Raw genomic sequence first — 24,162 nt, 5'->3', positions numbered from 1 at the left:
TTTAAATATTAGACATCATAAAAAAATTTTATTGTATTAAAGGAGAAAAATTAATGAAAAAAATAGTTACTATAATTGCAGGTCTGACAATATCACTATCACTAATGGCAGAAACAAATACAAATAGTAATATAATTTACATAAAAAATGAAATGATAAAAGCTGTTGATAGTGGAACGGACTTATATGTTGCAAAAGCAAAGACAACTTCTACGAAAGAAAAAACATCTAATTCAGGAAGCTCACAAAGTGGAATAGCTTCATATTATGGTAAAGGGCTGCACGGAAGTAAAACAGCAAATGGAGAAAGACATAATAGAAATGAAATGGTAGCGGCACACAGATCTCTTCCATTTGGTACAAAGGTAAAAGTTACAAATTTGAGTAATGGAAAAGAAGTTGTTGTAAGAATTAATGATAGAGGTCCTTTTATTAAGGGACGTGTGATTGATTTGAGTTATGGAGCTTTTTCAAAAATAGAAAATCCTGGAAAAGGGATTACAAAAGTAAAACTTGATGTTTTAAAATAATTACTTATTATTTAAAGTTTTTTATAAAATTCTAAATTAAAAAGAAAAGAAGGAAAGGTGGAAAATACAGTGTTAAGCGGTAAAATTGCATTAATTACAGGTGGTTCAAGAGGAATTGGAAAGGAAATCGCACTAAAATTTGCTGAAAATGGAGCAACTGTTATTTCTGGAGATTTAATTGATCCTGATTACAGTCATGAAAATGTTTCACACGTTAAATTAAATGTTACTGATAGAGAAAATATAAAAGAAATTGCAAATGAAATCAAAGAAAAATATGGAAGATTGGATATTCTTGTAAATAATGCAGGAATTACAAGAGATTCACTACTTCAAAGAATGAAGGAAGCAGACTGGGATTTAGTAATTGATATTAACTTAAAAGGTGTCTACAATGTGATGCAAGGTTTTGTTTCTTTATTATTAAAGAGCAAAGCTTCAAGTGTAATTAATATGGCTTCTGTAGTAGGAGTAGATGGAAATGCAGGACAAACTAACTATGCAGCTACAAAAGGTGGAGTAATCGCTATGGCAAAAACTTGGGCAAAAGAATTTGGTAGAAAAAATCTTAGATCAAACGCAATTGCACCAGGATTTATCGAAACAAATATGACTCACGTATTACCTGAAAAAGTTGTAGAAACTGTACTTGCAAATACTCCGCTTAGAAAGATGGGAGATGCTGAAGATGTTGCAAATGCTGCATTGTATTTAGCAAGTGATATGTCTAAATTTGTTACAGGACAAGTTTTGAGAGTTGATGGAGGATTAAATTTATAATTCAAATAAATTTATTTAAAAATGACAAAAAATAAAAAATTCTATGCTTATTTCATTATAGATACAAATGAAAATGGAATACTTGAAAACTGGGCAGATTGTCAAAAAAAAGTAAGCGGTAAAAAAGCTCGTTATAAATCATTTAAAAATTTTTCTGAAGCACAAGAATGGCTAAATTCCGGAGCAAATTATGAAAAAAAAGAGAAAAGTGATTTGACGAAACTGTATTCTGAGCTAGAGCGTGATGCAATTTATTTTGATGCAGGAACAGGTCGTGGCAACGGCGTAGAAGTCAGATTGACTGATTTTGACGGTAATTCGCTGCTTTACAAAATTATGAATGAAAAAAATATTAATGAATTTGGAAATTATTATGTTGCTAATACTAGAACAAATAACTTTGGTGAATTAGTTGGGATTTACACAGCTTTTGTTTATGCTAAGAAATACGATACAAAAGTAATTTGTGGGGATAGTTCACTAATTATTGAATATTGGTCAAAGGGACGATATAATAGTTCTAATTTGGAAAATGACACAATTGAACTTATAAAAAAAGTAACTTTAATGAGAAATGAATTTGAAAAAAAAGGTGGAACTGTAAAAAAAATCTCTGGAGATGTTAATCCTGCTGATTTAGGTTTTCACAAATAATACTAAAATAGAAGGAGGATTTTTATGAAAAAAATATTATTAGTAGTAATAATGTTGATAACGTCTGTTATTGGATTGTCTAAAACTAAAATTACAGACAAAACTCTTAAAGGCGAATATACAAGAGGAACAAATACATTTACGTATATAAAAGATAATCTGGTTTTTCCCAATAAAGTTCTTACTTTCACAGTAAAAGATAACTCTGGGTTATTGGATAAAATTTACGAGTTTATGATGAAAAATTACGGTGTAGATAATTCAGATCTTGTTACTTTAGATGTTAAAGGCACAGTGTCTAAAGATGGTGTTTTGACAATAAAAAAAATAGTTAATTATCAAATACCTGAATATAAATTACATGCAGCAGATTTTGGTATTACACCATCAAGTACAAATGGATCTCAAGAAGATTCAGGAATTACTAATGATTCTTCAAATTTAAATGACCCTGGTTCTTTCTTTAATCAAGAAACTGGAAATTAATTTCCAAGAATTACAAATAATTTTAAAAACAAGGGACGTTTTGTCTCTTGTTTATTTCTTTAGTAATAAAAAAATAAGATACTGAAAAACGAAAATAAAGTATTTCAATTTAATCTAAGAAATATGAATGAAATTTTTATTTGTTCACATAATTTTCCGTACTTGCAATTATTATTTAAATATGTTATAATCAAAATGATAAAAATTCATATAAAAAAATAAAAAAAATAAAAATAATGGAGGAAAAATTAAAATGGCAAAAGCTAAATTTGAGAGAAGCAAACCACACGTAAACGTAGGGACAATCGGACACGTAGATCATGGGAAAACAACAACAACAGCAGCAATATCAAAAGTATTGGCTGAAAAAGGACTAGCTGAAAAAGTTGATTTTGAAAACATTGACCAAGCCCCTGAAGAAAGAGAAAGAGGGATTACAATCAACACAGCTCACATTGAGTACGAAACAGAAAACAGACACTATGCTCACGTTGACTGTCCAGGCCATGCCGATTATGTAAAAAACATGATTACAGGAGCAGCTCAAATGGATGGAGCAATCCTAGTAGTATCAGCAGCTGACGGTCCAATGCCTCAAACAAGAGAACACATCCTACTTGCAAGACAAGTTGGAGTTCCTTATATCGTAGTTTACTTGAACAAAGTTGACATGGTAGACGATGAAGAATTATTAGAATTAGTAGAAATGGAAGTAAGAGAATTACTTACAGAATACGGATTCCCTGGAGACGATGTACCAGTAATTAAAGGATCTTCATTAGGAGCATTAAATGGAGAAGCTCAATGGGTAGAAAGAATCATGGAATTAATGAACGCAGTTGACGAATATATTCCAACACCAGAAAGACCAGTAGATCAAGCGTTCCTAATGCCAATTGAAGATGTGTTCACAATTACAGGAAGAGGAACAGTTGTAACAGGAAGAGTAGAAAGAGGAGTAATCAACGTTGGTGAAGAAGTAGAAATCGTAGGAATCAAACCAACAACAAAAACTACTGTAACAGGAGTAGAAATGTTCAGAAAATTATTAGATTCAGGACAAGCTGGAGATAATATAGGAGCATTGTTAAGAGGAACTAAGAAAGAAGAAGTGGAAAGAGGACAAGTACTTGCTAAACCAGGAACAATCAATCCACATACAGGATTCAAGTCAGAAGTATACGTATTGACAAAAGATGAAGGAGGAAGACATACACCATTCTTCACAGGATACAAACCGCAATTCTACTTCAGAACGACTGACATTACAGGAGAAGTAAACTTGCCAGAAGGTGTAGAAATGGTAATGCCTGGAGATAACATTGAAATGACAGTAGAATTAATTCACCCAATCGCAATGGAAGAAGGATTAAGATTTGCGATAAGAGAAGGTGGAAGAACAGTAGCTTCAGGAGTAGTAGCAACTATTACTAAATAGTTTTCTGTAAAGGACTTTCGTTAAGAGATAAAATAAAAATAAATATTTTATGTTGTAGGATAAATTTTTTAATAAAATAAGATATTTATAAGTAAAATATAATTAATGATAGCACTTAATTAAATTATTAAAAAATTTTTTTGAATTTATTTATAGTGCTATTGTTTTTTTGAAAATTATAAGGTATACTAGTTATGAGATTTGTAGTATCTATATATACTAAATATTGTACATTTGTATGTCTTAGACTTTAAAGTAAATTTTTAAAAAGGTATTTTTAAATGATAAATTTGTAAAGTTATATTTAATTTTCATCAAAAAATATAATATTTTTTATTAATTTTGAAGTTGAGTTGCTGTAATCCAAATTATTTAGCTTAAGTTTGAAAATTATTTTAACTTTATTATTAATAAAATTGCTTTTTTTAAAAAAAACTTTACAAATTCATATTATTATGCTAAAATTAGCTGTGAATTGTTAAGATATATTTGTTAAAATTATTTTTAGGAGGAAAAACAATGAAAAAAGTATTAGGAGTATTAGCATTAGTATTAAGCGTATCTAGTCTAGCTTTAGCTGATCAAGATCAAGATACATTAAAAGAAATTCATTTCTCTACTGAATTTAGACAAAGTTATACAGACAAAAAGGCGAACACTGGAAATGGATTAGGAATCGCAGGATTCAAAGGTGAAAACAAAGAAAAAGCTAGATGGAGAAACATCTTTGGTGGAGATTTACATTTAGTAGATGAAGGAAATATGGGATTGAGATTTGAATTCCAAAATGACCAAGATAGAAGAACAAATAAATTCAATTATCAAACTAAAACAGGAACAAAAGGAACTGTTGATAAATCTCAAACTTGGGAATCTGATATTGCATTGTATAAAGACATTACTTTAGGTTCTTGGACTTCTAAATGGGATTTAGGATGGACTTATAAATCTTCAAAAGGAACAGGAAGATACTCTGGACATAGAGGAACATCAAATGAAATTTATGTAGGACCTACATTTGCAATTAACTTCTTTGGACAAGAGTTCAGTGCAAAAACTCAAGCAGTTTATTTTGATCAATCAGGTGGAAAAAGTGCAGATAACGTTTGGGAAGGAAACGACTTCCAAAAAGGAAAAGTATCTGGATGGGGACTTAATGTTGCTTTAGAAAACGGTGGAAAAATCTTTGATAATGGAATTGGAAGCTTAGATTATAATGTAGGATTAACTCATAAATTAAGAGATGCAAAAGGTAAATTGGTTGCAACTGGAAAAGATGCTAAATCTAATGTATATTTAGACTATGTAGTAGGAACTACTTATAAAACACCTAGTTTCGGTGGATTCTATGGATTAATCAATGCTGAAAATGAATGGGAAAAACATACTTCTAGACATGGATTCTCAAATAACTTCTCAGTATGGACTGGATTAGGATATAAGACAGGAATTGATTTACCAGTAGGAACATTAACATTAAATCCTATGGTTAAATACAGAGTTGTTAACAAAGAAACTGTTAAAGGATATGCTAATGATGGACGTTACACAAGTTCAGATAAATATACAAGAGAATACAATGAATTAAGAGCAGGATTAAAAGTTGGATTAGAAGTTAAATAATAACAACTTAATGTAAATTGATTCATATAAAAGGAAAGAGATGAAATATTTCATCTCTTTTTTGAATACGATTTAACTTTTATAAATTAAATTTTGTAACAAATTTCGTCCCTTTATTCAATTCACTTTCAACCTCAATACTTGCATTATGCTGCTCAATGATTTTTGCAACTAATGAAAGTCCTAGTCCAAAGCCCTTGTTTACTTTTTTGTTTCGTGAGTCATTTACTTGGTAAAATCTTCCCCAAATAAGTTTTTTATCTTCATCAGATATTCCAATTCCATTATCTTCAATCTCCATAATGCAACTTTCATTTTCTGAATACAATTTTACACTTATTTCATCCTTTGTAAATTTCATTGCATTATTAAGCAAATTGTCAAGCAGTCTTTCAATCATTACTTTATTACCATTTATAAATATATTTTGTTCAATACCTTTTGAGATTTTTATATTTTTTTCACTTAGCAGATTTTTGTAATCATCCAATATTTTTTGTACTGTTTCTGAAAAATTCATTTTTTGTAAATCAATCGTTATCTGCTTTTCTATTTTGGAAAGTTCCATTATTTGATTTATTAGTTCTGACATTCTTTTGGCTTGACGCTGAATCACAGAAAAAGAGTCCTTTGCTTCCTCTAAAGTATCTGCATATTCCAGCGAATATTGGCTTTCTGTAAGTATAACGCTTACAGGCGTCCGAAGTTCATGTGAAACGTCTGAACTAAACTGTTTTTCACGTATATAAGAATTTTCAAGTGAATTTAGCATTTCGTTAAAGGCATTTGCCATCTTGTGTATTTCATCTTTTCCTTCGTCAATTTCAATCCTTTTTGAAAAATCGCCGTTTTTTTGAATTTCTGAGGCTGTATTGGAAATTTTTGATACAGGATTTAGGGCTTTTTTAATGATTTTATATCCTCCATAAATTATTATTAATAATAATAACGGACTTGAAATTAAAATTATTAAAAGCATTCTATTGACTTCATTTGTCAACTTATTTACTGGTATAATTCCCCTAATCCATTCACCTTCAGGGGTATCTATTTTTTTATCAAAATAATAGTATTTTCCTCCATTTTTTTCATAAGTTCTAACTGTGTTTTCTACAAGATTTAACGTCAAATCAAATCCCCTCGGCGACATTCCAGCCATTTCTATTCCAGCATTATTATATTTTACAAAATAAATCCCGTCATCAAAATCATCAAAATCGTTAGGATCAGAAGCCATCTCAACTACTGATTCCATAAGTTCCTTCTGGTTTAAGTCCCCTGTTATCTTGTCTGCAACAGTAAAAGAGCCAGCTAGCATAATCGCTATCAAAATAACTATAAAAGCAGTATACCAGAGGGTTATCTTTACAGTTACAGGAAAATTTTCCCAAATTTTATTTACTTTGTCTTTCAAAACTCAATTATTCCTTTCTTTGTACAAAATGGACTAATCCTCCTTTATAACATATCCAAGTCCTCTTTTTGTGTAAATTATTTGCTTTCCAGCTTCTACGTCTATTTTTTTTCTAATGTTTTTTATCAAAACGTCAATTATATTGGAATCTCCTTCGTAATCAAAATCCCACACATGCTCCTTAATCTGCTCTCTGCTTAAAATCCGATTTTTGCTTTGCATAAGGTATTCCAGAACTTCATATTCCTTTCCAGTTAATTCTATCTGTTTTCCAGCTCTTGTTACTGATTTTTCTGAAGTATCTAAAATCAAATCTCCTATCACAAGCTTATTTGAACTATTTCCATATTTTCTTCTCACAACTGCCCTAATTCTTGCCAAAAGCTCATTAAAGTCAAATGGTTTTACAATATAGTCATCAGCCCCCAAGTCAAGCCCTTTTACTTTATCGTCTGCATTATCTCTTGCAGTAAGCATAAGAATCGAAGTATGATTTCCCTTATTCCTAAGTTTTTTGATAACTTCAAATCCATCTACTTTTGGCATCATAATATCCAGAATTACTAAATCATATTCCCCATATTCCAGATAATCAAGTGCTTCTTCCCCATCAAGCACGCTATCTACACTATATCCATTTTTTTTTAGATACCTTGTTACAACATTATTCAAATCTACTTCATCTTCTGCCAACAAAATTTTCATATTTAATTCTCTCCTGCATTATTTTTTAGCAAATGCTAAAATCTTAATTTTTTATTATGCTAATGTAAAAACTATAGCAATTTTACTATAATATATCACGAATTTAAAAAAATAAAAAGAGAGTAAACTGAAAATAGTAAATTTTCAATCAACCCTCTGTAAGAATATTTTTTAATTTATTTTATTAATCTCTGTCTGCTTTCCATTTTACAATTGCACCAGTTACTGCGTCAATATCAAATTCATATTCCCATCCGTTATAATAAATTTCTCCTTCATAAACCATTCTTCCATTTTCTCTGTCCAAGTGGATTTCTTTCACGTGGGAACTATTCGCTCCTGGCACTTTTTTCAATGCAATATTCATTGCCCTGTTTACTCCAATATAACTGTTTGAAGCAATGTTTCTGTTGTATTTATGCTTGCTTTTTGCGTTTACAGTTACTGATACTCCTAATACCATGATTCCTAATAATGCGATACTTAAAATTTTCTTTTTCATAATTTTTCTCCTTCTTTTTCATTTAAATTTTTTTTGATTTAAAAATTTTTGCAAGATTTTTTATTTATATTATATTTTAATAATTTCTATTGTAATGATTTACTTCAGTTCCAATAATTTCCCCTGTTGAAGCGTCTATATCAAATTCGTATTTTGAATTATTGTAAAAAATTTCGATTTCATAAATTGCTCTTCCGTGATCATAATCTAAGTCTATCTTTCCAAAATGGCTTTGATTTGCTCCTGGCACTTGTGCAAGTGCAATTGATTTTGCTTTTTCCATTGTTATAGTTTGCGAATTGTTCACATTTCTACTAATGTAAGCAGAATTATTTGAAACTCCGTCTACTTTCCATTTTACAATGTCACCAGTTACAGCATCAATATCAAATTCATATTCCTGTCCGTTATAATAAATTTCTCCTTCATAAACCATTCTTCCATTTTCTCTGTCCAAGTGAATTTTTTTTACGTGGGAATTGCTTGCTCCTGGAACTTTTTTTAACGCAATGTTCATTGCTCTGTTTACTCCAATGTAGCTATTTGAAGTAATGTCTCTATTATATTTATTTTTGCTCTTTGCGTTTACAGCTACTGACACTCCTAATGCCATAATTCCTAATAATATAATACTCAAGATTTTCTTTTTCATAATTTCTCCTTCATTTTTTATTTAACTTTAGTTTTTTGAATTAATAATTCTTAATTGTGATGCTTTACTTCAGTTCCAACAATTTCTCCTGTTGAAGCATCTATATCAAATTCGTATTTTGAATTATTGTAAAAAATTTCGATTTCATAAACTGTTCTTCCGTGATCGTGATCCAAATCTATTTCTCCAAAATGGCTTTCATTTGCTCCTGGCACTTGTGCAAGTGCAATTGATTTTGCTTTTTCCATTGTTACATTTTGTGAACTGCCTACATTGTTGTTAATATAAACTGCATCGTTTGGAACTCTGTTTCTATTTCTATATTTTCTGCTTGCTCCGTAAGCAATACCAAGTATTCCTAATAATGCCATTCCAAAAATTACAATTTTTATAGCTTTATTTTTCATTTTTCTCTCTCCTTCAGTATTCATTTGCTTTCTGCCTTTCCCTCTTATCTTGAATACATTATAGAACAGTTTTATGAATATAAAATGAATGGAAAAAAATTTTTACAAAAAAAGGAACAGCCCTAATTTTTAATTAGAATTATTCCTTTTATTTGTATTATCCACTGTTACGAAGTCCTGTTGCAAGTCCGTTTATTGAAATATGAATGGCTTTTCTCAGTTCTTCTGAATCGTCTCCAGCTCTTGAACGTTTTATTAATTCAATTTGTAAATAATTCATTGAGTCAAAATACGGCAGACGATTTCGTAGACTGCTCGCTAGTTCTGGATTATCTGCCAGCAAGAAATCATTTCCTGTAATTTTTTTCAATATATCAATTGTTAAAATCCACTCTTTTTCTATTTCCTTAAAAATTTTCTGTGCAGTTTCCTGGTCGCTTGCTAGTTTTACATATTCAGCAAAAATTGACAAATCTGTTTTTGATAAAACCATGTCAACATTTGAAATTGTTGAACGGAAGAATGGCCATTGCTTGTACATATTTTGCAGAATTTCCAGTTTTTTATCATCATTGTCAATCCATTTTGTAAACGCTGTTCCTACACCGTACCATCCCGGAAGCATTATTCTTGCTTGCGACCATGAGAACACCCATGGGATTGCTCTTAGGCTGTCTAGTGATTGTGTTTTTTTACGTGAAGACGGTCTTGAACCAATATTTAACCCTGCAATAAAGTTTATTGGCGTAACTTCAAAGAAAAAGTCTGAAAATCCGTCTGTATTGTAAACTAAGTCACGGTAGGCATAATAACTTAATTGTGAAACATTTTCTATTATTTTTTCATATTCTTCCCAGTCTGCATCTTCCTCTGTCAATGCACTTGATTCAAGAGCGGCCGAAACCAATGCTTCCAGATTTTTTAATCCTAAATCAGGATTTCCGTATTTTGCACCGATTACTTCTCCCTGTTCTGTAAGTCTGATTGTTCCGTCTGTACTTCCTTCAGGCTGTGCTAAAATGGCTTCATAACTTGGACCGCCACCACGTCCTACTGTTCCTCCACGCCCATGGAAGAATGAGATTTCCACATCAAATTCCCGTCCGATTGCAGTCAGTTCTTTCTGCGCCTTGTATAAAGACCAGCTTGAACTTAAATATCCACCATCTTTGTTGCTGTCTGAATATCCTAGCATAACTTCCTGTTTTCGACCTTTTTTATCCATCCATTTTTTTACTAATGGTAAATTAAACCATTTTCTCAAAATATCAGGAGCCGCAATTAAATCTTCCACTGTTTCAAAAAGCGGAACAATCTGTAAATCGCAAAATTCATTTCCTTCATTTCCTTTTGCAAGATTGGCTTCTTTTAGTAAAATAGCTATCTCTAGCATATCTGAAACGCTTGTTGCATGAGAAATCAGATTTTTTTCAATAATTTTACTTCCGAAACGTTCCCTCAAAGATTTTGCCTTTCTGTAAATTGCAAGTTCTGAGGCTAGTGTTTCACTTTGTGGAATTGTTGGATCGCTTAAAATTCTAGGGTCATGTTCCAGTTCCCGTAGCAAAATTTCACATCTTGCGTCTTCTGACAGGCTCAAGTAATCTCCTAGAATGTTTGCATTTTTCAAAAGTTCTGCAACACATACTTCGTGAACGCTGGAATCCTGTCTTAAATCAATTGTCGCAAGGTGGAATCCAAATATTTTTGTGGCACTGATTAGATTGTTTAATTTTCCTTGTGTTAAAAATTCGCTGTTGTTCTTTTTAAGAGATTCTGCCACGATTATCAAATCGTTTGTAAATTCATTAGCTGACTTGTAGGGAAGGTCAATTCCATTTTTTCTTTTTGGCGGTAATAAATCACGGTTATAATCACACAATTTATAAGCTGTTGCAAGCAGTCTATCTGTTATTGTTGTCAATGCACGACGGTATGGCTCACGTGTTCGGTGTGGCGAAACTTCTCCAGAAGCATCAGCCAATTTTTGCAGTTCCTCAGTCACATTTGTCATTGAAATAGACATTGATAAATCTCTGTAAATTTCACGAACTACATCAAGATAATGCTGGAATAATTTTATAGCCTGTTCCTGTGCCGACTGTTCCAATGTATTTACTGTAACATAAGGATTTCCGTCCCGATCTCCACCGATCCACATTCCCATAGTAAGTGGAAGTAGAGCTTGAGATTTTACTTCAGAATTTCCCAATGTTTTTGAAATTTCCTGAAATTTATTCATAAGTCTTGGAATTTCATTGAAAAATGTAATGTTGTAATAACTTAGAGCATTGCTTATTTCATCTGTTACACGCAATTTGGTAGCCCGTAACATTGCAGTTTGCCACCAGATCTGAATACCACGGCTTAAATCATTAAGCCATTCATTTTCATCAATTTGATGAGATTTTACATTTTCATATTTATCAAGAATATCAGTTAATTTTTTTGTCAAATCCAGAATACTTTTTCTTTGAACTTGTGTCGGATGTGCTGTTAAGACTGGCACAATTGAGACTTTTTCCATAGCCTTCAATATTTTATCCTGACTAATTCCCTTTTTCTTCAAATTTTTTAGTGATTTTTCAAGAGATCCAATCTGCAGTTTGTTGGAAATCTTTGCATATCGCTGTTCATGAGTCTGATACACATCTTCAGCAATATTTGCAAGTGCTGAAAAAATCGAAAAACCTCTTATCACACGTAAAATTTCCGCATCAGTAAGATCCGAACAAAAAGACGACAAATTTTTTCTAGCTTCCTGTTTTTGCGTCTTATAGTATTTTCTTGAAGCTTCTTTCAATTTTTCAGTAACTTCATAAATATGTAAACCCGCATATCTAAAAATCGTTTCACCTAGAAGAGTTGCAAAAAGTTCATTATGAACAAGCAAATCCTCCTGATGCTTATCAAGTTTCACTGACGGTAAAGGAGTTATCGGTAAATTTTTTAAATCCATTTATTTCACACTCTCTTTCTTTGTATAAAATTCTACTTATTATCTAAATTCTTTTATTTTAAGTATTTTACCTTTTAAATTATATCACAAAAACGTTTTGTATTAAATAGCGATTTTAAATTATTACAAAATGTGATATAATTTTAACAAAATATGAAAAATTTATAAAAAATATTTTTTAAAAATAATTTTGTTATTTTAGTTAATTTAAGTAGATTTTTTTATATAGTGAATTTATTATTTAAATTATTTTAAGCAGGGAGATCAGACGCCATCTCCCTGCACCCACGCTTTACGCAAAAATTTCTTATAAAGAAAAAATAAAACTCGATTTGGAATAAAGGTTATTTTTACATGATTAACTAAATATTATTTAAAATTTATTCCAAAATCTCAAACAGTTATTTTTTCTTTAACGAAATTTTGCTTACTTTTCTAGTATCACAATTATGTGATTAAATTAAAACTGTCGTGATTTTTTTGGAATGAAAATGATTGTTTGAGCGAAGTTTTACGTAGCGAGTTTCATTTTTATTTTAAAAAAATGCTTAGACGAGCGGGGATTAGTGCGTAGCACTTTCGCTAAAATCTTCAGATATTATAATTTGAAGAAATTGAAATAACTAATATTGCGAAATAAAAGGGGATGGCGACTGTTCCCCTTTGCTTTATAAAAAAGAAAAAGTATAAAATTATCAAGAAAAATCTTTATTAATAATAATTTGTTTCATATAATTTAAATAAGAATATAGGATTTTTAAAATATTAAATAAAAGAAAAAAAGAATGTTGAGGAAAAGAAAATGGAAAAAAATTATGATGTATTGGAATTTTATAAGATAATTAATGAACTTATTGATTTATCACGACTGGAAAAAACGAAAGAAAAGTTTCTGGATATTGATATTATAAAGGAAAAATCGGTTTTGGATAAAGAACTTATGCTTATGATGGAGATGATTGACTTTTATAAGTATGATGATGGTTTGGAACTTGCAGGGCTTGCAGATATTACTAGAATGATGAATTCTATTGATATTATTGGTTCTTATTTGAGTGCTGAGGATTTGTCAGTTTTGAAAAAAAATTTGATGATTTTTAGAATTTCTAAAAGCAGGGCTAAGAATGTCAGGGATAAATATAGAACGATTTGGAATCTGTTTAGTGATGTTGAGGAAGTTAAGGATATTGAGAACTTTATTTCAGAAGCAATTAACGATGAAGGAGTATTGAAGGACGAGGCTTCGATTGGACTTCGTGATGTGAGAAGGCAGAAACAGAATATTAATGCAAATATAAAAGAGAAATTTGATGAGCTGATTTCGAATAAAAGTACGCAAAATGCCATTCAAGAAAGAATAATAACTCAAAGAAATGATAGATACGTAATTGCTGTAAAGACAGATTTTAAAGGGCTTATTAAAGGAATAGAACATGATAGGTCTGCAACAGGAAGCACAGTTTACATTGAGCCTTTAAATATTGTTTCATTAAATAATAAATTACGTGAATACGAGGCTCGTGAGCGTGAGGAAATTAGAAAAATACTGCTTAGAATTACAGAACTTGTGAAGACAAAAAAAGAAGAAATTCTAGAAATTAAGGAAATTTTGGAAAGACTGGACTTTATTGATGCGAAAACGACTTATTCAGTTAATAAAAAATGTATTGTTCCAAAAATTATTAATAAAGAATATTTGAAACTGGTTGAAGCGAGACATCCACTAATTGATGAAAATACAGTTGTGCCGATTAATTTTGAACTTGGGAATCCTGAAAATATAATGCTTATTACAGGGCCTAATACTGGAGGGAAGACAGTAACATTGAAAGTGGCTGGCCTTCTTACAATTATGGCATTATCTGGTATTCCAATTCCTGCAAATGAAAAAACTGAAATTGGATATTTTCACAATGTACTGGCTGACATTGGGGATGAACAAAGTCTTGAGCAAAACTTATCCTCATTTTCAGGGCATGTTAGCAAAATAAAAGATATAATTGAAAATGCAAACAGTAAATCACTTGTATTGATGGATGAATTGGGAAGTGGAACTGATCCGATGGAAGGGGCTGCTTTTGCAATGGCAATCATTGATTACTTGAACAAAAAACACGTAACTTCAATAATTACAACCCATTACAGCGAAGTAAAAGCCTATGCCTTTAACACAACAGGAATTAAAAGTGCTTCAATGGAATTTAACGTAGAAACGTTATCTCCAACGTACAGACTGCTGGAAGGAATACCGGGTGAAAGTAACGCTCTTATAATTGCAAGAAAATACGGAATTAGTGAAGAAGTAATTGAAAATGCAAAAAGTTACATAAGTGAAGACAATCAGCGTGTTGAAGAAATGCTAAAATCAATAAAAGAAAAAAATGATGAATTGGAAACAATGCAGGCACAATTAGAAGCAACAAGAACTGAACTTGACAAGCAAAAGAGCATTTATGAGCAAAATATGATAAAACTTGAAAATGAAAAAAATGAAATTATAAAACGTGCCTACGAGGAAGCCGACAATTACTTGAAAAACATGCAGGCAAAAGCCAAAAACCTAATTGACAAAATTAACAGCGAGGAATCTAAAAAAGAAGATGCAAAAAACGCTCAAAGAAGCCTGAATATGCTACGTGAATCATTCATTACAGATAAAAAGAAAAATGTAAAAGAAAAGAAAGTTGTTACTCAAAACGTAGATTTTGCTGTTGGGGAAGAAGTGCTTGTAAAAACAATGAATCAAAACGGAAAGATTTTGAAAATAATGCCAAATAACCGTATTCAAGTGCAAACTGGAATATTAAAGCTGGTTGTATCAACTGACGACATTGTAAAAATCCAAAAGAAAAAAACAAACAAATTCAAAAACTTCGCCTCATTAAAACGAACTTCCCAAGTACGAGGAGAAATCGACTTACGTGGAATGAATGCCGACGAAGCAATCGCAGAACTAGAAACATACATGGACAGAGCAATGCTAACAGGCTACCACGAAATCTACATAATTCACGGAAAAGGAACAATGGTACTAAGAAAAAAAATCCACGAATACCTAAGAACTTCAAAATATGTAACAGAATTTAAAGATGCCAATCAAAATGAAGGTGGAATTGGGTGTACGGTGATTACTTTGAAGTAGGACATTTGATTTAAAGGAGAATGAAAATTTATGAAAATCAAAAATCTTCATATAAAAGAATTTAAAGGATTGAGAGATATATCTATAAATTTTGAAAAAAATGATAAGCCGTTAGATTTAGTAGTTTTAGCAGGTTCAAATGGAAGTGGAAAAACTAGAATATTAGAAAGTATTAAAGACTATTTCGAAAGTTACATTGATATTCAAGCAATAAAAATTATTAATAATTTGCAAATATTTTTTGAAAAAGAAGAAAAAGAATGTATAGATAAAATAGGAAGTGAAAAATATTTTTATAGTGCTTTGAAATATTTTTCTTTAAATGATAAAAAAGAGAATCTGAATGATTCTTCATATTTGGTTATTAAAAAAAATTTATTAATTCTTCCTAAAATAATTTATGTTCCAACAGAAATAAATTTTCAGAAAATGGATATAGCTATTACTAATTTAGTACAGAAATATGAATTTTTAAATATTGTAAACACAAATTTAATAAAAGATATTCCGTCCTATATTGCAACAAAAATGATTTCAGAAATGTTTAAAAATAAAAATGAAAAAGTCGAAGATATCCAAAGAAAAGTTTTTGATGAAATAAATGAAATATTTGAAAATTTAAATATAGATGTAAAAGTTGAAGATATTTCACAAGATGGTAGAAATATTACACTTTTCACAAATTCTTCAGGAGATGAATTTGATATAAACGAATTATCGTCTGGTGAAAAACAATTATTTTTACGGACTTTGGCTATAAAAATGTTAAATCCTGAAAATTCAATTATTTTGATCGATGAGCCTGAACTTTCGTTGCATCCAAAATGGCAACAAAGAATAGTGGATGTATATAGAAAAATTGGGAAAAATAATCAGATAATTATTGCAACACATTCGCCACATATTTTAGGAAGTGTAAAAAAAGAGAATATTATGTTGCTAGATAAGGATGGTGAAGGGAAAATTGTGATTAAAACTGGGGATGAGTTGTATGATTCTTATGGACAGCCAACGGATAGAGTATTGAAGGATATTATGGGATTGGAAACTACTAGAAATCCCAAAGTGTTTAAGTTGTTGGAAGAGGCTGGGGAGTTAGTGGATAAAAATGAATATGAGAGTGAAGAATTTAAAACTAAATATAAAGAATTACGAGAAATATTAGGTAATAAGGATGAGGATTTGCTTTTAATGGATATGGATATTCAAATTAGAAAAAAACGAGGTTTGAAAAATGTTGAAAGTGAATAAAAAAGATGAACCAGAATTTTTTTCGAAGTTTAAAAAGAAAAACGGACCTAAAGATTGGAAAGACTTAGATTTTGAGATAAAAAGGAAATTGAAAAAATACATGCTGGAAAATGAGCAGAAAATAGACGATAAAAGTTATTGTCCTTATTGTGAAATGATAATCTTTTTTGAAAATGATGATTTTGAAGAAGACAAGAAAGAAAAAGAATGCCACATAGAACATATAAAGCCGAAAAGTGAATTTAGAAATCTTACTTTTGATTATAAAAATTTTTTAACATCTTGTTCAGATAAAAATACTTGTGGGCAGTCGAAAGGCAATAAATGGGATAATTTGTTTATAAATCCAGTTAAAGAAAATCCAGAAGAATATTTTTCATATAGCATAAGAACAGGTAAAATTATTCCAAAAAAAGAAGCTGGACTTGAATACGAGAAGGCAATAAAGACAATTGAAATTTTAAATTTAAATGAAAATAAATTATGTGATTATAGAAAAAGTTATATAAATCAGATATTAAATACCATTAAAAACTCAAGAAATAATGATGAGAAAATAGAAATTATAAATTATTTTGATGAACTTCCAACATTAAAAAAGTTTTTAATAGAAAATATTAAAATTTTATAAGAAATAATCTAAAAAATAAGAAGATTTTTCAAGGAGAAAAAATGAAACTTTACAACACAATGACAAATAAAATTGAAGAATTTAAGACAATAGAAGAAAATAAGGTAAAAATGTATGTTTGCGGACCTACTGTCTATAATTACATACATTTGGGGAATGCACGTCCGATTGTGATTTTTGATACGTTGGCACGGTATTTTGAGCATAAGGGGATGGAAGTCGAGTTTGTGCAGAATTTTACGGATGTGGATGATAAGATTATAAATAAGTCTATGGAAGAAGGGACTTCTGCGAGTGAGGTTTCGGAAAAATATATAAAATATTTTTTTGAGGATATCAGTAAGCTGAATATTCTTGATAGTGTGAAAAGACCTAAAGTTACTGAGAATATGGCAGAAATTATTGAGATTATTCAAAAATTAATTGATAACGGGTTTGCTTACGAGAAAGATGGGGATGTCTATTTTGAGGTAAAAAAATATAAGGATTATGGGAAATTGTCAAATCAGAAAATTGAGGAACTGGAACTTGGGGCTAGGATTGATGTGTCGGAAATTAAAAAAAATCCAGTAGACTTTGCACTTTGGAAGAAAAAGAAGGATGGAGAGCCGTTTTGGGAATCGCCTTGGGGACAGGGACGTCCTGGATGGCATATAGAATGCAGTGCGATGGCAAAAAAATATCTTGGGGATACATTTGATATTCATGGCGGTGGACAGGATTTAGTTTTTCCGCATCACGAAAATGAGATTGCCCAAAGCAAGTGTGCTTATCACGGAAACTTTGCAAATTACTGGCTTCACAACGGATTTATTCAGATAAATGGCGACAAGATGTCAAAATCGCTAGGAAATTTCTTTTTGCTTCGTGAAATACTTGAAAAATTTTCTGGAAATGTAGTAAGACTTTTTATTCTTAGCACTCATTACAGAAAGCCAATTAACTTTTCATTCGAGAATATGGAGGATACAAAAAAAGCGTTGCAAAACATTGTAAAATCAATGAATAAATTTGAAAATATTGTTGAAAAATATAAGAATGAAAAAATAGAAAATGTTAAAAATTCAGAGTTTTCTCAAAAAATTGAAGAATTTGATAAAAAATTTGAAGAGGCGATGGATGAGGATATGAATACACCACAGGCACTAGCGACTATTTTTGATCAGATTAGGGAAACAAATAAATTTATTTCCACAAATGAAAGTGAGTTTTCCAGAATTTATTATGAAATAAAAAAATCTTTTGATTCTTTGAAGGCAAAAATAGAAAATGTGTTTGGAATAGCGATTGAAGTAGAAAATGCTGTGAAGGAGGAAGATGGAGAAAATATGGAATTGACAAAAAAATTAATTGAATTGCTGATAAAATTACGAAGTGAGGCAAGAAGCGAGAAAAATTTCAAATTATCTGATGAAATTCGGGATGAATTGAAGGCACTTGGGGTAGAAATTAAGGATAATAAGGATGGAAGTACAGATTATAATTTTTAAATGTTATAGATTTTAAAATAAGATGGAGATGAAATAATGGCAAGTATAATAAATGCAATAATAAATTTGATAAATAATCCAATAACTGAGATAAAAGAATATTATACAAGTAAAAATAAAATAAATAGCGTAGGAGATGCTTTAGAAATGTATATAAAGGATTTATTTTCAGATGCTTTTAATTTAAGTGATGAAGAAAAATTAGAAAAATATGATAAAATTTTTTCTTATACTGGAAACAAAAATAATCCACCAGATATCATCTTAAAAAATGGAGATGCTATTGAAGTAAAAAAAATTGAAAGTAGAAATTCATCATTGGCTTTAAATAGTTCATATCCGAAAGCGAAATTATATTCGAATAGTTCTATGATAACAGAAGCATGTAGAAATTGTGAAAAATGGGAAGAAAAAGATATTATCTATGTAGTAGGGAGTTGTAAAAATAATAAATTAAATTCTCTTATATTTGTATACGGAGAAGACTATGCTGCAGAGAATAAAATATATGAAAAAATAAAAAGTAAAATAAAATCAGGAATTAATGCAATAGATTGCTTAGAATTTGCAGAAACAAACGAAATAGGAAGAGTAAACAGGGTAGATCCTTTAGGAATAACATATTTTAGAATAAGAGGTATGTGGGGAATTGAAAATCCACTAAAAGTATTTGATTATGTATATAAAATAGATGATGAAAAAGAGTTTAACTTAATGTGTGTTATAAATGATGAAAAGTGGGAAAAATTTAGTAAAGTAGAAATAGAAAAACTCAAAACATTAGTAAATTTAACAAAAAATTCTCAAATAAAGAATATAAAAATAAAAAATCCAAATAATCCATGTAAGTTAAAAAATGCAAAATTGATTACTTTTAAAATATAGGGGGAAAGTTAATGAATATAATAAGTTTATTTTCAGGTGCTGGTGGAATGGATTTAGGATTTGAAAAAGCAGGTTTTAAAATTTTAATGGCAAATGAGATTGACAAAACAATTTGGAGTACGTATGAAAAAAATCATAAAATTCCAATAATAAAAAAAGATATAAGAAAAGTAGATTCAAAGGAATTTCCAGATTGCGACGGAATTATAGGAGGTCCTCCCTGCCAGTCCTGGAGTGAAGCAGGAGCGTTACGCGGAATTGAAGACGACAGAGGGAAATTATTTTTTGATTATATAAGAATTTTAAGAGAAAAAAAACCTAAATTTTTTGTTGCCGAAAATGTTTCAGGAATGTTATCAAAAAGACATTCTGTTGCGGTGAAAAATATTCTTAATTTATTTGATGAATCTGGATATGATGTATATATGGATGTATTAAATGCTAAAGATTATGGAGTTGCTCAAGATAGAAAAAGAGTCTTTTTTATTGGATTTAGAAAAGATATGAAAATTAATAATTTTCAATTTCCAAATCCAGTAGCTGAAAAGAATAGGAAAGTGATGAGAGATATTTTATTGGATCTAGAAAAAACAGCAATTCCAGCAAAGGAAAAAAATAAAAGTAATCATGATAAATGTATAGTAAAGAATCATGAATATTTTACAGGAAACTATTCGACTATCTATATGAGTAGAAATAGAGTCAGAAACTGGAATGAAGTTTCTTTTACAATACAGGCAAGTGGAAGGCAGGCTCCACAGCATCCTAATGCTCCAAAAATGTTAAAGGTAGGAAAGGACAAGTTTGAGTTCATCAAAGGAAAAGAAAGATTATATAGACGTTTGTCAGTTAGAGAATGTGCCAGACTACAAGGATTTCCAGATGAATTTGAATTTATTTATGATAATCTTGATACGGGTTACAAAATGATTGGAAATGCTGTACCAGTAAATTTAGCATACGAAATAGCTAAACATATTAAGCAGTATTTATTGTAAAATTTAAACAAAAAGAAGTAAATAAAAAAGTAAAGGAAAAAAATGAAAAATATTTTAGTAGGAGTTACAGGGGGAATTGCGGCATATAAATCGGCTGGGATTGTATCACTTTTGAAAAAAAAAGGATATAACGTGAAAGTTGTAATGACTGAAAATGCTACAAAAATCATTGGACCTTTGACTCTTGAAACTTTATCAAGAAATAGGATTTATGTGGATATGTGGGACAGCAATCCGCATTATGAGGTGGAGCATATTTCACTTGCAGATTGGGCAGATATGGTTTTGATTGCACCTGCGACTTATAATATAATTGGGAAAGTGGCAAATGGGATTGCGGATGATATGCTTACGACGATTCTTGCTGCTGTTTCAGTTAGAAAACCAGTGTTTTTTGCTTTGGCAATGAATGTAAATATGTATGAAAATCCGATTTTAAAAGAGAATATTGATAAACTGAAATCTTTTGGATACAGGTTTATTGATGCAGAAGAAGGACTGCTTGCCTGCAATTACAGTGCGAAGGGGAGAATGAGCGAGCCAGAAGATATTGTCGATGAAATAGAAAGATACAGTATTTTTTCAAAATTTGAGAATTTTGATACAGCCTTGAAAGGTAAAAAAATTCTTATAACAAGCGGGCGAACAAAGGAAAATATTGATCCAGTCAGATATTTGTCAAATAATTCAAGTGGGAAAATGGGGTATTCACTTGCTCAGGCGGCGGCTGATCTGGGAGCAGAAGTAACGTTAATTAGCGGGCCTACGGACTTGAAAATTCCAAATGGGCTTAAAAATTTTATTTCTGTGGAATCAGCACTTGAAATGTATGAAAAAGTGGATGAATATTTTAAAAATACTGATATTTTCATAACTTGTGCGGCAGTTGCTGATTACAGACCAAAGGAATACAAAAAGGAAAAAATAAAAAAATCTGATTCAGATTTGGTTATAGAATTAGTTAGAAATCCTGATATTTTGCTAGAGATGAGCAAGAAGAAAGAAAAACAGCTATTAGTTGGATTTGCAGCAGAAACTAACAATATAAAGGAAAATGCCTTGAAAAAGCTGGAAAAGAAAAATTTGGATATTATAGTGGCAAATAATGCATCTGTAATGGGCAGCGATGAAAATGTGATTGAGATTATTAGAAAAGATAGGACTTCGGTGGAAATTAGTCAGAAAAGTAAAATAGAACTGGCTTATGATATTTTGAGAGAGATTATTTTTGAGTTGAAAAAGAGATAAAGTTTTTTGAAATTATGAATGTGTTGATTTTTATAAGTTCATTGATTTTGTAAAAGGGAGAATAAATTATGAAATCTGAAAAACAAAAGATAAAAAAAGTATACATGCTGTATCATAGAGATGAAAAGGATGATGATAAATTGATAGGTTTTTTTTCAACAAAGGAAAAAGCATTGGAAATTGTTGATAAATGGAAAGACATGAAAGGTTTTAGGGATTTCCCTGAAGGATTTAAAATTAGAACCATGATAATTGGGAAAGATTATTACACAAAAGGGTTTAAATCTAAAAGCCTTAAATAATTAGGAGAAACTATGAAAATATGGATTTTATCACATGGATATGATTATGGAGATGTCTATGATAAGTATAAGTGGAATGAGGAAGCAAGGTTTTTAGGTGCCTATTATACAAGGGAAGAAGGATTGAATGCACTGGAAAAATATAAAAAAATTAAAGGATTTTGTTCACATTTGGATGGGTTCTGGCTAGAAAAATGTCATTTGGATAAATATGCTGGATGGGAAGGTGGTTATGTTACTTATTATAGAGAAGATGATGTAGAAATTGACAATTCCAAAAACCAAAAATTATACGTACTTTCTCATTTTTATTATATTGGTAAAGATAAAGCAAAGGAAAAACATCGAATTTTATCAGTATGTTTATCAAAATTAGAGGCTAGGAAAAAAATAAAGGAATATCAGAAAATAGAAGGATTTTCTTCACATATTTCTAATTTTTATATTGAAGAATACATTCTGGATGAAGAAAAAAATAAATAAAAGAAGGAGAGGCTATTCAAATTTAGCAAATTGATTATTATGGAAAATGAAAATAAAAATGTAGATGAGGTTTTGGATGAAAAAAAAGAAGAAAAAGTAGAAAAGGAAAATTCAAAATCTGGCAGGAAAACAGGGATAATTATAGGTGTAACAACTTTATTAATTTTAGGAATTATAATTGTTGGAATGATGTTTATTAGGAAAAATATTGATTCTGGAAATAATGGTGTGAATGGAGATGAAGAAGATAAAATTTTCAGAATTGATCCGATAAAGAACCCGCAAGTTACGTATTACAATTTTCGTGGGGAAGTTTATCCTGACTCGGCTAAATTTGGGCTAACGAGAAGTAATGGAGCGAGAGGACATCAAGGAATTGATATTTTTGCATTGCCAGGAACAGATGTTTATGCTGTGCTGGATGGTAAAATTGTGGATATGTATGTTGATAAAACAGGTTATGGATTGAATTTCTATTTAGAAGTTGATCCAAAAGAATTAGAGAAAATAAAGAGAAAAGACTATCATCCAAAATTAAGTGCAAGAGAAATGGACTATAGCAGTAACTATGATCCAAACACAATGCAGATAAAGTACATTAGATATTGCCATTTAAGTGAAGTAAATGTAAAAGTTGGAGATACGGTAAAAGCTGGACAAGTAATAGCTAAATCAGGTGTGACGGGAAATGCAAGCGGGACACATGCTCCACATCTACATTTTGAAATAGCCTTTGAAATGCGTGGAAAAGGTCTTGTAAATAGGGTAGATCCAGAAATGTATTTTGAGATAAAAAATGGAGATCAAATGACAAAACAAGAAATAAATGCTCAAACTGAAGCAGCTAAAACAGAATGGTTTGAAACAAAAGGATATGATGCTGCTTTTAGAAATGCAAGTGTATTTACTGAAGAAAAGCTAAATCCAGATGGTAGTAAAATGAACCAAAATTCAAATAAAGTTAAAAATCTGAGAAGAAGAATTAGGAAAAAGAGGATGTAAATAATAAATTTAGTTTATAGTAAAAATAATCGAGAATAAAGTTTAAAGCTATGATTAGAATAAATGAATTTCAGTTATATTAATTTGATTTTATAAAGATCTAAATATATACTCAAACCCATTTAAAATAGAACTATTAAAAATTATATAAATTTAGGATTTGAGTAAAATAGTCATAGCTTTTGAATTTGATTTTAAGTATACTATAAACTTTGTAAAAAATATCAAAAAAAATTTTAAAATTAGTTGACAAAATTTAAAAAATATATTATACTAAGTAGGTAATTTATAAAATATGCCCGAGTGGTGAAATTGGTAGACGCAACGGACTCAAAATCCGTCGATTTTATATCGTGCCGGTTCGACTCCGGCCTCGGGCACCAATAATAAATTAAATTTTTTCATAATAAATTGCACTCTACACTCCTAGAGTGTTTTTTATTTTAGAATAAAGTAAGTGATAATAAAGTGACTGTTATTGTGAAATACGAGAAATGATATTTGGTATTATTTTTTTAAATTAAGTGTTAAGAAATAAAAATTATTAATTAAAAAAAAGAATAAAAATTTCTTGAAATTC

Annotated in this window: 22 protein-coding genes and 1 tRNA gene; 17 read left to right on the top strand and 6 right to left on the bottom strand. The window is 30.1% G+C overall.

The features are described from left to right. Positions 1–53: 53 nt before the first annotated feature. The 6 genes from QU666_RS10550 to QU666_RS10525 all read left to right on the top strand — a co-directional run bounded on the left by QU666_RS10550 (position 54) and on the right by QU666_RS10525 (position 5,511). Positions 54–530 (top strand): septal ring lytic transglycosylase RlpA family protein, encoded by a 477-nt coding sequence (locus QU666_RS10550; protein WP_021769020.1) that lies wholly within the window; start codon positions 54–56, stop codon positions 528–530. A 69-nt stretch (positions 531–599) separates the two neighbouring features. Further along, the gene (gene fabG / locus QU666_RS10545; RefSeq protein WP_036070614.1) at positions 600–1,310 is read left to right on the top strand and encodes a 3-oxoacyl-ACP reductase FabG; all 711 of its coding nucleotides are present in this window, start codon (positions 600–602) and stop codon (positions 1,308–1,310) included. Between the two features lie 21 nt (positions 1,311–1,331). Continuing rightward, complete coding sequence (locus tag QU666_RS10540) at positions 1,332–1,964, top strand: RNase H1/viroplasmin domain-containing protein (protein ID WP_021769022.1); 633 nt, start codon at positions 1,332–1,334, stop codon at positions 1,962–1,964. 24 nt (positions 1,965–1,988) lie between these two features. Beyond that, positions 1,989–2,450, top strand: coding sequence for a hypothetical protein (locus QU666_RS10535; protein WP_021769023.1), 462 nt, complete (start codon positions 1,989–1,991; stop codon positions 2,448–2,450). 253 nt (positions 2,451–2,703) lie between these two features. Continuing rightward, entirely contained in the window at positions 2,704–3,888 is a 1,185-nt protein-coding gene (gene tuf, locus QU666_RS10530; RefSeq protein WP_304984829.1) for an elongation factor Tu, read from the top strand. Positions 3,889–4,407: 519 nt separating this feature from the next. Beyond that, positions 4,408–5,511, top strand: coding sequence for a hypothetical protein (locus QU666_RS10525; RefSeq protein ID WP_021769775.1), 1,104 nt, complete (start codon positions 4,408–4,410; stop codon positions 5,509–5,511). Positions 5,512–5,590: 79 nt separating this feature from the next. Here QU666_RS10525 and QU666_RS10520 read toward each other — a convergent pair whose 3' ends face one another. From QU666_RS10520 to ppc, 6 genes are all read right to left on the bottom strand, one after another. Continuing rightward, positions 5,591–6,925 carry a HAMP domain-containing sensor histidine kinase gene (locus QU666_RS10520; RefSeq protein ID WP_021769774.1) on the bottom strand — a complete coding sequence of 445 codons (1,335 nt, stop codon included), beginning with the start codon at positions 6,923–6,925 and terminating at the stop codon, positions 5,591–5,593. A gap of 33 nt (positions 6,926–6,958) precedes the next feature. Further along, positions 6,959–7,630, bottom strand: a complete 672-nt coding sequence (locus QU666_RS10515; protein WP_021769773.1) for a response regulator transcription factor — start codon at positions 7,628–7,630, stop codon at positions 6,959–6,961. Between the two features lie 184 nt (positions 7,631–7,814). Beyond that, positions 7,815–8,132 (bottom strand): PepSY domain-containing protein, encoded by a 318-nt coding sequence (locus QU666_RS10510; RefSeq protein ID WP_021769772.1) that lies wholly within the window; start codon positions 8,130–8,132, stop codon positions 7,815–7,817. 76 nt (positions 8,133–8,208) lie between these two features. Next, positions 8,209–8,784, bottom strand: a complete 576-nt coding sequence (locus tag QU666_RS10505; protein WP_304984828.1) for a PepSY domain-containing protein — start codon at positions 8,782–8,784, stop codon at positions 8,209–8,211. A gap of 50 nt (positions 8,785–8,834) precedes the next feature. Next, the gene (locus tag QU666_RS10500; protein ID WP_036071463.1) at positions 8,835–9,191 is read right to left on the bottom strand and encodes a PepSY domain-containing protein; all 357 of its coding nucleotides are present in this window, start codon (positions 9,189–9,191) and stop codon (positions 8,835–8,837) included. A gap of 157 nt (positions 9,192–9,348) precedes the next feature. Beyond that, entirely contained in the window at positions 9,349–12,150 is a 2,802-nt protein-coding gene (ppc, locus tag QU666_RS10495; protein ID WP_021769768.1) for a phosphoenolpyruvate carboxylase, read from the bottom strand. Positions 12,151–12,952: 802 nt separating this feature from the next. Between ppc and QU666_RS10490 the strand changes: the two genes are divergently transcribed. From QU666_RS10490 to QU666_RS10440, 11 genes are all read left to right on the top strand, one after another. After that, on the top strand, positions 12,953–15,292 hold the full coding sequence (locus QU666_RS10490; protein WP_021769767.1) for an endonuclease MutS2: 2,340 nt from the start codon (positions 12,953–12,955) through the stop codon (positions 15,290–15,292). A gap of 30 nt (positions 15,293–15,322) precedes the next feature. Next, positions 15,323–16,543, top strand: coding sequence for an AAA family ATPase (locus QU666_RS10485; RefSeq protein ID WP_021769766.1), 1,221 nt, complete (start codon positions 15,323–15,325; stop codon positions 16,541–16,543). Further along, the gene (locus QU666_RS10480) at positions 16,527–17,174 is read left to right on the top strand and encodes a retron system putative HNH endonuclease (protein WP_021769765.1); all 648 of its coding nucleotides are present in this window, start codon (positions 16,527–16,529) and stop codon (positions 17,172–17,174) included. The genes QU666_RS10485 and QU666_RS10480 overlap by 17 nt, the downstream gene beginning before the upstream one ends. Before the next feature lie 41 nt (positions 17,175–17,215). Next, a complete protein-coding gene (gene cysS, locus QU666_RS10475) occupies positions 17,216–18,664 on the top strand; it encodes a cysteine--tRNA ligase (protein ID WP_036071460.1) in 1,449 nt (482 codons plus the stop codon). 36 nt (positions 18,665–18,700) lie between these two features. Then, positions 18,701–19,549, top strand: a complete 849-nt coding sequence (locus tag QU666_RS10470; RefSeq protein ID WP_021769763.1) for an NgoPII family restriction endonuclease — start codon at positions 18,701–18,703, stop codon at positions 19,547–19,549. Positions 19,550–19,560: 11 nt separating this feature from the next. Further along, positions 19,561–20,547, top strand: a complete 987-nt coding sequence (locus QU666_RS10465) for a DNA cytosine methyltransferase (RefSeq protein WP_021769762.1) — start codon at positions 19,561–19,563, stop codon at positions 20,545–20,547. A gap of 42 nt (positions 20,548–20,589) precedes the next feature. After that, positions 20,590–21,795, top strand: a complete 1,206-nt coding sequence (coaBC, locus tag QU666_RS10460; RefSeq protein WP_021769761.1) for a bifunctional phosphopantothenoylcysteine decarboxylase/phosphopantothenate--cysteine ligase CoaBC — start codon at positions 20,590–20,592, stop codon at positions 21,793–21,795. Between the two features lie 68 nt (positions 21,796–21,863). Beyond that, entirely contained in the window at positions 21,864–22,097 is a 234-nt protein-coding gene (locus QU666_RS10455) for a hypothetical protein (protein ID WP_021769760.1), read from the top strand. Positions 22,098–22,109: 12 nt separating this feature from the next. Further along, positions 22,110–22,580, top strand: a complete 471-nt coding sequence (locus tag QU666_RS10450; RefSeq protein ID WP_021769759.1) for a hypothetical protein — start codon at positions 22,110–22,112, stop codon at positions 22,578–22,580. A 39-nt stretch (positions 22,581–22,619) separates the two neighbouring features. Then, on the top strand, positions 22,620–23,582 hold the full coding sequence (locus QU666_RS10445; protein ID WP_021769758.1) for a M23 family metallopeptidase: 963 nt from the start codon (positions 22,620–22,622) through the stop codon (positions 23,580–23,582). A gap of 297 nt (positions 23,583–23,879) precedes the next feature. After that, positions 23,880–23,965, top strand: a tRNA-Leu gene (locus QU666_RS10440). Positions 23,966–24,162: the final 197 nt, after the last annotated feature.

The organism is Leptotrichia sp. HMT-225, assembly GCF_030644325.1.
In the GTDB taxonomy this organism is placed as follows: domain Bacteria; phylum Fusobacteriota; class Fusobacteriia; order Fusobacteriales; family Leptotrichiaceae; genus Leptotrichia; species Leptotrichia massiliensis.
The sequence above is the reverse complement of the archived record's forward strand: the minus strand, read 5'-3'. Positions and strand labels throughout refer to the sequence as shown.

Coding starts and splice junctions, on each gene's coding strand:
- cysS (WP_036071460.1), top strand. CDS start 17,216: ATGAAACTTTACAACACAATGACAAATAAAATTGAAGAATTTAAGACA.
- QU666_RS10480 (WP_021769765.1), top strand. CDS start 16,527: ATGTTGAAAGTGAATAAAAAAGATGAACCAGAATTTTTTTCGAAGTTT.
- QU666_RS10540 (WP_021769022.1), top strand. CDS start 1,332: ATGACAAAAAATAAAAAATTCTATGCTTATTTCATTATAGATACAAAT.
- QU666_RS10550 (WP_021769020.1), top strand. CDS start 54: ATGAAAAAAATAGTTACTATAATTGCAGGTCTGACAATATCACTATCA.
- QU666_RS10525 (WP_021769775.1), top strand. CDS start 4,408: ATGAAAAAAGTATTAGGAGTATTAGCATTAGTATTAAGCGTATCTAGT.
- QU666_RS10535 (WP_021769023.1), top strand. CDS start 1,989: ATGAAAAAAATATTATTAGTAGTAATAATGTTGATAACGTCTGTTATT.
- QU666_RS10465 (WP_021769762.1), top strand. CDS start 19,561: ATGAATATAATAAGTTTATTTTCAGGTGCTGGTGGAATGGATTTAGGA.
- QU666_RS10455 (WP_021769760.1), top strand. CDS start 21,864: ATGAAATCTGAAAAACAAAAGATAAAAAAAGTATACATGCTGTATCAT.
- QU666_RS10485 (WP_021769766.1), top strand. CDS start 15,323: ATGAAAATCAAAAATCTTCATATAAAAGAATTTAAAGGATTGAGAGAT.
- QU666_RS10490 (WP_021769767.1), top strand. CDS start 12,953: ATGGAAAAAAATTATGATGTATTGGAATTTTATAAGATAATTAATGAA.
- QU666_RS10500 (WP_036071463.1), bottom strand. CDS start 9,191: ATGAAAAATAAAGCTATAAAAATTGTAATTTTTGGAATGGCATTATTA.
- tuf (WP_304984829.1), top strand. CDS start 2,704: ATGGCAAAAGCTAAATTTGAGAGAAGCAAACCACACGTAAACGTAGGG.
- QU666_RS10515 (WP_021769773.1), bottom strand. CDS start 7,630: ATGAAAATTTTGTTGGCAGAAGATGAAGTAGATTTGAATAATGTTGTA.
- QU666_RS10450 (WP_021769759.1), top strand. CDS start 22,110: ATGAAAATATGGATTTTATCACATGGATATGATTATGGAGATGTCTAT.
- ppc (WP_021769768.1), bottom strand. CDS start 12,150: ATGGATTTAAAAAATTTACCGATAACTCCTTTACCGTCAGTGAAACTT.
- coaBC (WP_021769761.1), top strand. CDS start 20,590: ATGAAAAATATTTTAGTAGGAGTTACAGGGGGAATTGCGGCATATAAA.
- QU666_RS10505 (WP_304984828.1), bottom strand. CDS start 8,784: ATGAAAAAGAAAATCTTGAGTATTATATTATTAGGAATTATGGCATTA.
- QU666_RS10470 (WP_021769763.1), top strand. CDS start 18,701: ATGGCAAGTATAATAAATGCAATAATAAATTTGATAAATAATCCAATA.
- QU666_RS10445 (WP_021769758.1), top strand. CDS start 22,620: ATGGAAAATGAAAATAAAAATGTAGATGAGGTTTTGGATGAAAAAAAA.
- QU666_RS10510 (WP_021769772.1), bottom strand. CDS start 8,132: ATGAAAAAGAAAATTTTAAGTATCGCATTATTAGGAATCATGGTATTA.